Below are 12304 nucleotides of genomic sequence, written 5' to 3' on the forward strand. Positions count from 1 at the left end.
TGCATCTGACTATACCGCCTCGCCCCATAAATCATGCGCATCTGCTGCGGTGATAAGAACGTCGACAAATTCACCGACTTTCAACTTACGATGGGGTTCAAACGGTGGTTTTACATACACAACGCCATCAATCTCAGGAGCATCTGCAGGAGAGCGGCCAACACCACCGCTACGATCGATTTCGTCGATAAGCACGCGAACGGTTTTACCGATTTTGGCTTGCAGACGCTTTTTAGAAATACCTTCCTGCAGCTCCATGACACGACGACGACGATCTTCGCGAACCTCATCGGGGACGGGATTCGCCAGTTCATTCGCAGTAGCGCCTTCGACCGGAGAATAAGCAAAACAGCCCAAGCGATCGATTTCAGCTTCTTTCAAGAAGTCGAGCAGATACTCGAATTCCTCTTCTGTTTCACCAGGAAATCCTGCGATAAAAGTAGAACGGATCGTGATCTCTGGACACATTTCGCGCCATGCCCGGATACGCTCGATATTTTTTTCGCCACTAGCAGGACGCTTCATACGTTTCAGGACATCTGGATGCGCATGCTGCAATGGCACATCCAGGTATGGCAAGACATGACCATTGTTCATGAAAGGAATGATCTGATCCACATGCGGATACGGATAAACATAATGCAAACGCACCCAGGCGTTATATTGTTTAGCCAGATCGCCTAAGGCTTCAACCAGCTGCGTCATATGAGTTTTCACTGGCTTGCCATTCCAAAATCCCATACGGAATTTCACGTCAACACCATAGGCACTGGTGTCTTGTGAAATCACCAGGAGTTCTTTCACGCCAGCTTTGAATAAATTTTCTGCCTCAAGCATGATATCAGCAATGGGGCGCGATACCAGATCACCACGCATAGAGGGAATAATGCAAAAGCTACAGCGATGATTGCAGCCTTCAGAAATTTTCAGATAAGCAAAATGCTTCGGCGTCAGCTTAACGCCCTGTGCCGGCACCAGATCGATGAATGGCTCATGTGGTTTTGGTAAATGCACATGCACCGCATCCATGACCTCGCCCAACGCATGCGGCCCGGTCACTGCCAGCACCTTCGGATGAATGGACATAATCATGTCATCACCATTGGCATCTTTTTTCGCACCCAGACAACCAGTTACGATCACTTTGCCATTTTCTGCCAACGCTTCACCGATCGCATCGAGGGATTCCTGAACCGCGGCATCGATAAAGCCGCAAGTATTCACGATCACCAGATCCGCCCCCTCGTAAGACTTGGCAGTGTCGTAGCCCTCAGCACGCAACTGCGTCAGGATTTGCTCGGAGTCGACAAGCGCTTTCGGGCAACCGAGGGAGACGAAACCAACCTTGGGATTAGTAGCCAATGGAGTAATCGTCTGAATGGGAGTAGTAATGGACATAATGAAAAAGAGGTACAAAGCAATCTGCTATTGTACCTCTTCCAAGAGACATCTTATTTCTACTGTGATCTATTTCGACTTATCGTCAGCCCCAAATGGGAAAACGCCGAACATATTTTTAGTCTGGCTTTGCATTTGCTCTTGCATTTGTACAAACAGATTTTTGCTTTGCTCGATGTAATTCCCCATCATGCCCTGCATCATCGGTCCCTGTACATTCATAAACTGTGCCCACATCTCAGGACTAAACGGCTTACCTTCATAGACACCTTTAGAATTTTCGGCAAGCTTATTTTGAATATCGATAAATGCCTGAATATTTTTTTCCAGATAATTCCCCATCATGCCCTGCATCGCGTGGCCATAATAACGAATGATCTGTGCCAGCGCGACACTGGAGAACATCGGCGTGCCGCCAGCTTCTTCCTCAAGAATGATCTGCAGCAAAATACTGCGGGTCAAATCTTCTCCCGTTTTTGCGTCAATAACGGCAAAGTCGTCATTCTCAAGAACAAATTGTTTGACATCAACCAAGGTGATGTAGCTACTGGTTTGTGTATCGTAAAGACGACGATTTGGATATTTTTTAATCAAATGCTGCGTCGATTTTTTTGCACTATTCATTGAATTCTCAATTAATAAATCGTTAAGCTGATAAGAAGCAAGGATGGTTTCGCCCTGCTTACGCTAACGCACAATCTAAGCAAACAAATGATGCATTTTTATAAATAAAATAAAAATACGAGATCTGTTTGTCCTCTGTTTTTAATAGTACAACTTTTTTTCTTATAAATGACAAGCCCATCGAAATCTGTCGATTCCGATGGGCATTATTTTACCGCAATGCGACAAATCTCCGTCAGGAAATTAGCCCATATGCAAGCCACCATTGATAGAGAAGTCGGAACCTGTTGCATATCCGCCATCATCAGAGGCGATCCAGGCAACGATGGAGGCAATTTCGCTAGGTTCTGCCAGACGCTTCACGGGAATACCAGAGACGATTTTCTCCAGCACATCTGGACGAATTGCACGAACCATGTCCGTACCGACGTAACCTGGAGAAACCGTATTGACCGTTACCCCCTTGGTTGCAACCTCTTGAGCCAATGCCATGGTAAATCCGTGAATACCAGCTTTTGCTGTTGAGTAATTAGTTTGACCAAACTGACCTTTTTGACCGTTGACTGAAGAAATATTGATAATACGCCCCCAACCACGATCAGCCATTCCGTCAATCACCTGTTTAGTGACATTGAACAAAGAGTTCAGATTGGTATCCATAACGGCATCCCAATCGGCCTTACTCATTTTGCGGAACTGTCCATCCCTTGTAATGCCGGCATTATTCACCAGCACATCAACTTCACCGATCTCCGCTTTGACTTTTTCAAATGCTGCTTTTGTCGATTCCCAATCAGAGACATTGCCTTCAGATGCGTGAATATCGTAGCCTTCAGCACGCATATCTGCCAGCCATTTATCTTTACGCGGCGAATTAGGGCCGCAACCAGCAACGACAGTGTAACCATCTTGGCATAAGCGCCTGCAAATTGGAGTCCCGATCCCCCCCATACCACCAGTTACATACGCTATACGTTTTGACATTTTTATCTCCGATATTATTAATGAACGACTGAACTGACTAATCTGCTCTTACTTTGACATATCGCCCAGGTGCAGGCTCTATTGCCTTGTAACTTGTATTTCCGGGCTTCGTGGGAGCCTTCACCATTTTGCCACCATGCTCCCCCAAAAAAACTGCCCACTCTGGCCACCAGCTACCAGGATGTTCCGTTGCGCCATCAAACCATTTTTGCGGTTCGGCATCAAGTTTGCTATTGGTCCAATAGCTCCTTTTCTTTTTTGCAGGCGGATTGACGACTCCGGCAATATGTCCTGAAGCACCAAGAATGAACTGATTACGCGTTTTTTTCTTAGGATTCAGCAAAGCCGTTGAGGCATATGCGGCCTGCCAGGGCACGATATGATCTTCACGCGACCCATAGACAAATACGGGGGCATCAATTTTACCCAGATCAATGTGATTCCCCACCACGGTCAGCTTATCCGGCTGTTTCAAGTTATTCTCAAGATAGGTATTGCGCAAATACCAGCAAAACATAGGGCCTGGCAAATTGGTGCTGTCTGCGTTCCAATACAAAAGATCGAATGGCGGCGGGCTCTCGCCTTTGAGGTAATTCGACTGTACGTAATTCCACACCAAATCATTCGCCCGCAAGCTAGAAAAGGTACTGGCGAGATCGCGACCCGGCATCAGACCACCCTGATTTAAGGTTTGCTCGCGCATGCTGACCTGCATTTCATCGACGAACACATCCAGAATGCCGGTATCAGAAAAATCCAGCAACGTCGTCAACAGAGTCAGGCTACTAGCTGGTTGCTCACCGCGGTCTGCCAGTGCTGCCAATGCAGTTGAAACAATGGTGCCACCGACACAAAAACCAAACACATTGATCTGGTCCTGCTTGCTGATGTCTTGTGCAACGCGGATTGCGGTAATGGCACCTTCTTCGATGTAATCGTCCCAAGTCACATGAGACAAAGATTCATGCGGATTTGCCCAAGACACGAGAAAGACCGTATGCCCTTGTTCCACGGCGTAACGCACGACTGAGTTCTCAGGTTGCAGATCCAGAATGTAGAATTTGTTGATGCAGGGAGGAACCATGAGCAGGGGCCGCTGATGGACGGTTTTGGTAAGCGGGGTATATTGAATTAGCTGGAACAGACGATTCTCAAAAACAACGGTTCCCTCGGTGGTAGCGACATTTTTTCCCACTTCAAATGCCGATTCATCGGTTTGTGAGATACGCCCTTTTTGCATATCCGCGAGCATGTGGCTAATACCTTTTGCCAGACTCTCGCCTTTGCTCTCAATTAATTTCGCCTGCGCTTCAGGGTTGGTAACAAGAAAATTTGCCGGCGACATCGCATCGATCATTTGCTGCACAGCAAAACGAATTTTTTGTTTTACTTTTTCTGATGCATCGACAGATTCTGCCATCGCCATCAAAAAGCGCGCATTCAGCAAATAGGAGGCGGCACTGTAAGCATGCATTGCATGATTGTGCCAATCGGGGGACGAGAAACGCTTATCGCTGAAATCCGGAACTTTGGAGACAAAAAAATCTTGCCAAAGCTTCCCAAATTCTCGCATGTAATCGCCTTGAAGTTGGCTCATGACAGCAGGATCAATCTTTGCTCCCACCTCCTTCAACGCATCCAGCATCGGCAAATGGTTCATTGCCGCGGCAGGCTTCATCCGCTCCTGCCATTTATCTTGATTCACTAGCTGTGACATCCAATCGGAGTACATAGCTTGAGGATCATAAGTCTTCATGCGTGCCTCCTGTTTTTCGCGTATTGTTGCGGTTACTGTATGGCTTTACAACGGCTTACTTATTTTCGTGCTTTGTGCTGACTACATGTTGTGGATGAACGTAAGTTTATCTACAAATTCTTCTCGCTAACTCTGTTTTACTTGTTGAATGAAATATTGGACTACGTAGTATGTATATTATTGCGATTGCTTGGATCTATGTTGTGCTCATGATGTCGATCACTGAGCCGACACCTGTTGCTGGAATTATGACGTTTTTAATGTACTGTGTGTTGCCTTTAGCATTATTTTTATATCTGTGGCGCACGCCTGCCCGAAAAAAACAAAGAGACCGCGATGTTCAACTCATGAAAGCAGCATTAGCCAGAGACAAAACCAATGCGGACGGCGCGCAATCTGAACAAAACAAACCCGTCAGCAAATAAAACAATTCAAGGCGAAATCCAGATCAGGCTCGCCATACGACCAGTAACACCGTCACGCCGGTACGAATAAAATTGCCCTTTTTCGGTCACGGTACAACGATCTCCGCCATAGACCTGATCTACACCGGCCTTCGCTAAAACGTAGCGTGCAAGTCCATAGATATCTGCCAGATATTTTCCTTCTTCTGCTTTTTGTTTAAAAAACTTTTCCGAGGTACGCGCTCGCAATTGAAACGCATCAACCACATCCTGTCCCACTTCAAACTCATCAGGACCAATCGCCGGTCCCATCCAGGCAATAATGTTGTCTGCACCAGCATCACGCATTTTGATTACCGTGTTTTGCAACACGCCAGCAGCCAGCCCACGCCAACCGGCATGAGCGGCAGCCACCACCTTGCCTTTATCATCAGAAAACAAAACCGGCAAACAATCTGCAGTCAATACGGCACAGACCGTGTTTGGTACGGCAGTAATTACGGCATCCCCCAGATCACCCGCATGCAATGTCGCCGCATCCAAGACAATTGTGCCATGCACTTGTGATAAGAATGTGACATCATCGGGCAAAAATTGGTTTAGCATGTGTCGATTACGGGCAACCGATTCCGGTGAGTCACCAACATGATCACCAAGATTGTTGCCACCACCTCCCTGGCCATCATCGTAGGGTGACTTGCTAAAACCGCCCATGCGCGTTGTACAAAATCCCTGTACGTTCAAAGGAACACCTCCCCAATCCGGATGAATGATGGGAAGGCTCATCAAGTCATTTACAGATTGGTTGATCGATGGACTTGCTTGTTCTGAAAAATTCATGATGCCCGTATCGACGTAATCCCCGATCGCAATAGCAACTCGGAGAAATCATCCGCCAGATTCACCTCCCATTCAACGTGCTCGTGGGTCTCGGGATGAATCAAGCCCAATTTACGCGCCTGTAAAGCCTGACGAGGGAAAAAGCGTGCCAGATGCTGCTTGCCATATAAAGTGTCACCCACCAATGGAAAGCCCAAAGAATGCATATGTACGCGAATCTGGTGCGTACGTCCGGTTTCCAGCTGACAGGCCACCAGGCTGACCGGAAAACGCTCCAGCATACCGGCAGCGATTCTTTGATAATGGGTGACAGCAGGTTTAGCCAGCATGCTCTCTGAAACCGCCATCTTGATTCTGTCTTTTGGATGTCTGGCCATTGCTGCATCAACTATACCAGAAGGTTTAGGCGTACCCCAGACCAATGCATAGTATTCGCGGCTAACCGTTCTGGCCTGCAATTGCCTGACCAGCTCTGTTTGCGCAATCAATGTCTTAGCCACGACCATTAATCCGGAAGTATCTTTATCCAGCCGGTGCACGATACCCGCGCGCGGCACACCTGCCAGCGCAGGAAATCGATGCAATAAGCCATTTAACAACGTACCGGACCAGTTACCCGCAGCAGGATGAACAACTAAACCGGCTGGTTTATTTAGTACAAGCAAGGAGTCATCCTCATAAATAATATCCAGCTGCATTGCCTCTGGCTTATAAGCACCTTCATCCGGCGCCGCTTGTGGCTGGATGATGATATCCTCGTCGCCGAGCACGGTGGTCTTACCTCGCACTATCTGACCATCCATGCTTACAAAACCCGCCTCTATCCATTGCTGAATACGGCTTCTTGAATATTGTGGAACCAGTTTAGACAAAGTCTTGTCCAAACGCTCGCCACAATCCGCAGGACTTAATTTCAAGGCGATTGTTTCGATTTGGGACGGTAAATCGTCAGTTTCTTCACCATCTTCAAGCTCGACAAAGCCTCCTTCAAGTTGGGTATCGGAGAAAATCGTTGCTTCAGTTGGTATCACATTAATTGCCATCGGCTATAATCCGTAAATTGTTTTCATGCACACGCAAAAATCTATGCAAATTAAATCTATAAAATTGTTTGGCCTCATCCTCGCTATTTCACTGGCAGGTTGCGGAGTATTCGGTGAAAAGACAGATGAAACCAAAACATGGAATGCTGCAAAATTATACGCTGAAGCAAAAGATGAATTAAATAATGGTGGTTATGAAAAGGCTGTTCAGTATTTTGAACGTCTCGAATCACGTTTTCCTTTCGGTACGTATGCCCAGCAAGCGCAGATGGAAATTGCCTACGCTTACTACAAACAAGGTGATCAGGCGCAAGCGCTAGCAGCAGTTGAACGTTTTATCAAACTGCACCCTAATCACGAAAGCGTCGATTACATGTATTACCTGCGCGGCTTGATCAATTTTAACGATCAGCTCGGCATCATGAATTTCCTGGCGAACCAGGACATTACCGAACGTGATCCAAAAGCGTCTCGCGACTCGTTTGATGCTTTCAAGCAATTAGCAGTGCAATTCCCTGACAGCAAATATACGCCAGATGCGATTGCCCGCATGAAGTATCTGGTTAATGCACTGGCGCAATATGATGTACACGTTGGCAACTACTATCTGCGTCGTGGTGCTTACCTCGCTGCTGCCAACCGGGCACAGTCCGCCATTACCGAGTACCCGGATGCACCGGCAACGGAAGAAGCGATGTCGATTCTGGTCCGTTCTTATGATGCAATGGGTATGACAGAGCTGCGTGACGACGCTAATCGTGTGTTTATCAAAAATTTCCCGAACAGCCCTTATCTAAACGGAAAAGGTAACAAAAAAACTGCCTGGTGGAAGCTCTGGTAAGTCACACTGACGAGCAACAGATCAGCTTATCTCAGCCCAGCTAAAGTTAAAAGCCTCTTATTCAGAGGCTTTTTTTATTCTACGACGCGTAGAGAACACACTTAATCCGCTAACTTGCGGCGAAAAATCCAGCGCTGCTGATCTGACTCTTCCGGGTAATAGGCATACCCCTCAAGATCGAATTCTTTTAATTTCTCGGGATTGCTGATTTTATGCAGTGCACAATACCGCGCCATCAGGCCGCGGGCGCGTTTTGCATAAAAAGAAATGATTTTGTATTGCCCGTTTTTATGGTCTTTAAAAATCGGCGTGATCACGGATCCAGGCAATAACTTCGGTTTCACTACTTTGAAATATTCTTCAGATGCCAGATTGACCAGTATTTTATTTTTTTGCTGCGCCAATAGTTGACTCAAAACCTCTGTGACTTTATCTCCCCAAAACGAGTACAAGGTATTTCCTTGAGCCGTTTGCAAGCGGGTTCCCATTTCCAGACGATATGCCTGCATCAGGTCATACGGCTTCAATACACCATATAAGCCAGATAAAATTCGCACATGATCTTGCAGATAATTGGACTGCGCCACCGTCAACAAAGGCGCTTGCAAACCGTCATAAACATCGCCATTAAATGCCAGTACTGCCTGCTTGACCTTATCACTCTCTGGTGTACGCGACCAAGCGTGAAACCGCTCCACATTTAACTCGGCAAGACTAGGGGAAATATCCATCAGCGCCGATAACTGATCTGCTTTCAAGGTTTTTGCAATTTTGATCAACTGGGCGGCGTCGTCCATTAATTCGGGATGACTCGCTATTTTTGTTTTTGGAGGTGTTTCATAATTTAGACTCTTCGCAGGCGATAATACAATCAGCATAATATTTTTAAGAAAGATGACAGCCTCAATGATACCTAAGCGTGTGGTGCTTGACACCAATGTATGTCTGGATTTATTTGTATTTCGTGATCCGCGCTGGATTCTGCTCATGAATGGCCTCAATGATGGCAGCATTAAGGCCATCACCCGCGACGACTGCCGGCAAGAATGGCTGGCCGTTCTTAATTATCCTCATTTGCCGGTTCAAACAGACCTGAAAGAAAATATCATTCAAGAATTTGATCGTCTGATCGAGGTACAGACTCCACCAGAACCACTAGCCATCAAACTGCCTGTCTGCAGCGACAAGGATGATCAGAAATTTCTGGAAATAACAAGGGATACCAAAGCCGACGTGCTCGTCACAAAAGATAAAGCCCTTTTAAAACTCACCAGAAAAATCCGTCAACTTGGTCTGTATGAAATCGAGACTCCCGAGAAATTTATACTCAGGCTCACTCAATTCGCTCAAGGAGTGTTGTAACTGGTGCGACAAGTCAGCATCAACTGACAAAGTCTTGAATAAATAGATGACAAATTTTATTTCCCGGGGTTATTCTAAGAGCACGCAAGTCCTGTTACCATGGAGTGAAATTACAAGACCCCGTGCTCCGGACAATCTAGTAAGATTAATCTGTATGAAATACCATGATGTTTGTGGACAAATTCACAAAATTATCACAGCGATTATGGAGAATAGAGAACTATGACCGATTCAGCAGATGATTTGGACGCATTATTCGAAGAGATGGCCAATCAGCGTGTCGAGGCAGCGGTTCCGCCTTCAGTTGCCGCTGAGCCAGTTGCGGCCCCTCAAGAAATCCCCCCACCTGCCAAATTAAATTTACACAGCAACGCCGAAGGGGATTCTAGCAAGCCCATGTTCGACCGCTTAGGTGGACTTGTCAGAATGATGCACGACTCGATGCGTGAACTCGGTTATGACCGCTCACTATCAGACGTCGCATCACAAATTTCAGATGCGCAAGGACGACTTGAATATGTCGCATCTCTGACCGAACAGGCAGCCAACAAAGTATTGAATGCAACCGATGCCGGTATGCCTGAGCAAGATGCACTAGCAAAAAGTGCAAAGGATCTGGACAGCCGCTGGAGCAATGTGTTTGCCGGCAAGATGAGTGTTGACGATTTCAAAACACTAGCAACAGACTCAAAACAATTTACGCACACCGTGGTCGCCTCCACAGACGCGGAAAAAGCCCGTCTACTAGATATTATGATGGCACAAGACTTCCAAGATCTGACTGGTCAGCTAATCAAAAAAGTACTGGTAATTACACAAGCAGTAGAGCGCGAGCTTGCACAAATTCTTATCGACAATGCTCCAAGTGAATTGAAAGAAAAAGCCATCGAATTGATGGAGGGTCCTTCCGTTCCAAATGCGGCACTAGAACAGGACGACGTAGACAACCTACTTGATAGTTTGGGCTTCTAATGGATGACATGCTGAAAGAATTTGTCGTCGAGGCTTTGGATTTGGCGACAAACGTAGAAGAGCTTCTGCTCTCACTTGAACGTAATCCTGGGGACATGAATACGCTCAATGCCGTTTTTCGCTCTTTCCATACGATCAAGGGTGGCGCCGGTTTTATGAATTTGACTGCAATGGTCTCGGCATGTCATTTAACAGAAAATTTATTTGACGCACTCCGCACCGGTCAGGCTCCTGTTACGCCAATAGCGATAGAAGCTGCGCTCGAAGCTAGTGGCTTTGTTGCAGATCAATTAACCGCGCTATCTAACGGAACTCACCCAGATCAATTATCCACCATGCCCAAGTCCCTTGAGCAGGTGTTAACGGATGCAATAGAAGGCAAAGTCAGTTCTACAAAGAAAGCGACTCCTTCCACGCCAGCAGTTAAAGAAAAAAAAGTAGAAGTTATTACTAATGCACCGGTTGCCGCATTGAGTTCGGATGGCGTTAATTGGGAAGCTTACTTCAGGGCCATCACGCCCGCAGGCACACTGCCGGAAGAAGTTGCATCAGAACCAGTTAAAGTCAGCGAAGAACATGAGGCGGTAAAAACGTCGCTTGCCACCTCTGAGACGATTAAGCAAAACGCACCAATTAAGGAAGAAAGTATCCGCATCGATGCGGTCAAGCTTGACGTTTTACTTGAGGTAGCCGGTGAATCTGTACAGGCAGCCAACCAGGCTGCTGTATTACTTGAAAAATTGTCACAGTTCAAGTTTGATGGTCAGGCAGCACCACTGATGTCTGCATTAACCGAGACCTTAACACGCGCCTCTCGTTACTCAACGGAATTGCAACGAGCAACCTTAGCGACGCGCATGCAGCCGGTTGGTCGCTTGTTTCAAAAATTTCCCCGTTTAATTCGCGAGTTAGCCCGTGATCTTGGTAAAGATGTTGACCTGAATATTTCAGGTGCTGAAACTGAAGTTGATCGTGTCGTCGTCGACAGTCTGTACGACCCTTTGGTGCACATGCTTCGCAATGCTTTAGATCATGGCATTGAAACATCAGAAGAACGAGCAGCGACATCGAAATCGCCACGCGCAACTATCTCGTTGAAGGCCTGGCAAGAAGCAAGCAGCGTCATGATTGAAGTGACCGATGACGGCAAGGGTATGGATGCACAGCGCCTCCGTGACAAAGCTATTTCCAAAGGGCTGATCAATGCACATGATGCTCGCACTGATGACGAAGCTTTCCAGCTCGTCTTCCTGCCGGGTTTCTCTACCAAGGAAGTCGCCTCCAGCGTATCCGGTCGTGGCGTCGGCATGGATGTTGTCAAAACGGCCGTAGAGCGTCATCGCGGTGCAATCCGTATTTCGTCGAATCTCGGCACTGGCACCACGTTCCTGATTCGTTTGCCGATTGAACTGTCGATCGTACCTACAATGCTGGTGCGCACCGACGGCGCGTCTCTGGCATTGCCAATGGCAACGGTGCAACGGGTCGTCGAATTGCCGGAAACCTTTGAAAGCGTTGGTGGTCATCCGGTATTACGCGATTTGGGAAGACCGTTACCGGTGCGCTCGCTCGGACAAATTTTGGGTTATGAAAAGAGTTCAGAGAGAGTTGGCATTGTGATTGCCGCGCCAAATCCGTACATCTTATCGGTCGATTCTGTCGATGGCACTGCCGATCTTGTTATTAAACCACTGACCTGCATTACGACACCAGGCATCACAGGCACGGCCCGGTCTGCCGAAGGTGAACTGGTTCTGGTAACCAGCCTGTCCTTTTTGCTCGACGGATGCAAAGTCGGCGAAAGACTCAGCGCGTAATCTATTTAGCGGCGCATCAGGACTTCCCGGCTCTTGTGTTAATGAAAATCACAAGAGCCAGAAAATCTTAATTTACCGTATCAAACTCCTGCAAAAACACATACTCCCCCGTATAAATAGAAAAATATGCCTCACTCCGCATATTTTTCGCAGATGTTGAAAATATACTCTGATGGAGTATATAAAAATATACGTTATTCCCAGTTTATTTTGCAGATAAAAAGTCGCCAAACTGTGTGAACTCAACGAAGTTCGCCTTAGTC

12 protein-coding genes are annotated in these 12304 nt (G+C 46.9%); 5 read left to right on the forward strand and 7 right to left on the reverse strand.

Annotation, left to right across the window (positions count from 1 at the left end; translation table 11 throughout):
- Window positions 1–9: 9 nt before the first annotated feature.
- From rimO to phaC, 4 genes are all read right to left on the reverse strand, one after another.
- Window positions 10–1398 (reverse strand): 30S ribosomal protein S12 methylthiotransferase RimO, encoded by a 1389-nt coding sequence (gene rimO, locus ACO0LE_RS00270; protein WP_422958429.1) that lies wholly within the window; start codon window positions 1396–1398, stop codon window positions 10–12.
- Between the two features lie 69 nt (window positions 1399–1467).
- Entirely contained in the window at window positions 1468–2022 is a 555-nt protein-coding gene (phaR, locus tag ACO0LE_RS00275; protein WP_422956898.1) for a polyhydroxyalkanoate synthesis repressor PhaR, read from the reverse strand.
- A gap of 243 nt (window positions 2023–2265) precedes the next feature.
- Window positions 2266–3006, reverse strand: a complete 741-nt coding sequence (locus ACO0LE_RS00280; RefSeq protein ID WP_422956899.1) for a 3-ketoacyl-ACP reductase — start codon at window positions 3004–3006, stop codon at window positions 2266–2268.
- A gap of 37 nt (window positions 3007–3043) precedes the next feature.
- Window positions 3044–4762, reverse strand: coding sequence for a class I poly(R)-hydroxyalkanoic acid synthase (gene phaC, locus ACO0LE_RS00285; RefSeq protein ID WP_422958430.1), 1719 nt, complete (start codon window positions 4760–4762; stop codon window positions 3044–3046).
- A gap of 170 nt (window positions 4763–4932) precedes the next feature.
- On the opposite strand from phaC, the gene ACO0LE_RS00290 reads away from it, so the two are divergent.
- Complete coding sequence (locus tag ACO0LE_RS00290) at window positions 4933–5187, forward strand: hypothetical protein (protein ID WP_422958431.1); 255 nt, start codon at window positions 4933–4935, stop codon at window positions 5185–5187.
- Window positions 5188–5193: 6 nt separating this feature from the next.
- Here ACO0LE_RS00290 and pgeF read toward each other — a convergent pair whose 3' ends face one another.
- A complete protein-coding gene (gene pgeF / locus ACO0LE_RS00295) occupies window positions 5194–5952 on the reverse strand; it encodes a peptidoglycan editing factor PgeF (RefSeq protein WP_422958432.1) in 759 nt (252 codons plus the stop codon).
- Between the two features lie 50 nt (window positions 5953–6002).
- On the reverse strand, window positions 6003–7049 hold the full coding sequence (locus tag ACO0LE_RS00300) for an RluA family pseudouridine synthase (protein ID WP_422958433.1): 1047 nt from the start codon (window positions 7047–7049) through the stop codon (window positions 6003–6005).
- Between the two features lie 43 nt (window positions 7050–7092).
- Here ACO0LE_RS00300 and ACO0LE_RS00305 point away from each other — a divergent pair, with 43 nt between their 5' ends.
- A complete protein-coding gene (locus tag ACO0LE_RS00305) occupies window positions 7093–7890 on the forward strand; it encodes an outer membrane protein assembly factor BamD (RefSeq protein ID WP_422958434.1) in 798 nt (265 codons plus the stop codon).
- 101 nt (window positions 7891–7991) lie between these two features.
- Here the strand turns inward: ACO0LE_RS00305 and yaaA are convergent, their stop codons facing one another.
- Window positions 7992–8768 (reverse strand): peroxide stress protein YaaA, encoded by a 777-nt coding sequence (gene yaaA / locus ACO0LE_RS00310; protein ID WP_422958435.1) that lies wholly within the window; start codon window positions 8766–8768, stop codon window positions 7992–7994.
- Between the two features lie 28 nt (window positions 8769–8796).
- On the opposite strand from yaaA, the gene ACO0LE_RS00315 reads away from it, so the two are divergent.
- From ACO0LE_RS00315 to ACO0LE_RS00325, 3 genes are all read left to right on the forward strand, one after another.
- Window positions 8797–9252: a putative toxin-antitoxin system toxin component, PIN family gene (locus ACO0LE_RS00315; RefSeq protein ID WP_422958436.1), complete on the forward strand. Its 456-nt coding sequence runs from the start codon at window positions 8797–8799 to the stop codon at window positions 9250–9252.
- 222 nt (window positions 9253–9474) lie between these two features.
- A complete protein-coding gene (locus tag ACO0LE_RS00320) occupies window positions 9475–10224 on the forward strand; it encodes a protein phosphatase CheZ (protein WP_422958437.1) in 750 nt (249 codons plus the stop codon).
- Complete coding sequence (locus tag ACO0LE_RS00325) at window positions 10224–12041, forward strand: chemotaxis protein CheA (RefSeq protein ID WP_422958438.1); 1818 nt, start codon at window positions 10224–10226, stop codon at window positions 12039–12041. Before ACO0LE_RS00320 ends, ACO0LE_RS00325 begins: the two co-directional genes overlap by 1 nt.
- Window positions 12042–12304: the final 263 nt, after the last annotated feature.

Origin of the sequence: Undibacterium sp. Xuan67W (assembly GCF_049340165.1) — a bacterium.
In the GTDB taxonomy this organism is placed as follows: Bacteria; Pseudomonadota; Gammaproteobacteria; order Burkholderiales; family Burkholderiaceae_D; genus Undibacterium.

Bases quoted from the DNA above. Each gene is read 5' to 3' on its own strand.
- ACO0LE_RS00315 (WP_422958436.1), top strand. From the start codon at position 8,797: ATGATACCTAAGCGTGTGGTGCTTGACACCAATGTATGTCTGGATTTA.
- ACO0LE_RS00325 (WP_422958438.1), top strand. From the start codon at position 10,224: ATGGATGACATGCTGAAAGAATTTGTCGTCGAGGCTTTGGATTTGGCG.
- phaC (WP_422958430.1), bottom strand. From the start codon at position 4,762: ATGAAGACTTATGATCCTCAAGCTATGTACTCCGATTGGATGTCACAG.
- pgeF (WP_422958432.1), bottom strand. From the start codon at position 5,952: ATGAGCCTTCCCATCATTCATCCGGATTGGGGAGGTGTTCCTTTGAAC.
- ACO0LE_RS00320 (WP_422958437.1), top strand. From the start codon at position 9,475: ATGACCGATTCAGCAGATGATTTGGACGCATTATTCGAAGAGATGGCC.
- rimO (WP_422958429.1), bottom strand. From the start codon at position 1,398: ATGTCCATTACTACTCCCATTCAGACGATTACTCCATTGGCTACTAAT.
- ACO0LE_RS00280 (WP_422956899.1), bottom strand. From the start codon at position 3,006: ATGTCAAAACGTATAGCGTATGTAACTGGTGGTATGGGGGGGATCGGG.
- yaaA (WP_422958435.1), bottom strand. From the start codon at position 8,768: ATGCTGATTGTATTATCGCCTGCGAAGAGTCTAAATTATGAAACACCT.
- ACO0LE_RS00300 (WP_422958433.1), bottom strand. From the start codon at position 7,049: ATGGCAATTAATGTGATACCAACTGAAGCAACGATTTTCTCCGATACC.
- ACO0LE_RS00290 (WP_422958431.1), top strand. From the start codon at position 4,933: ATGTATATTATTGCGATTGCTTGGATCTATGTTGTGCTCATGATGTCG.
- phaR (WP_422956898.1), bottom strand. From the start codon at position 2,022: ATGAATAGTGCAAAAAAATCGACGCAGCATTTGATTAAAAAATATCCA.
- ACO0LE_RS00305 (WP_422958434.1), top strand. From the start codon at position 7,093: ATGCAAATTAAATCTATAAAATTGTTTGGCCTCATCCTCGCTATTTCA.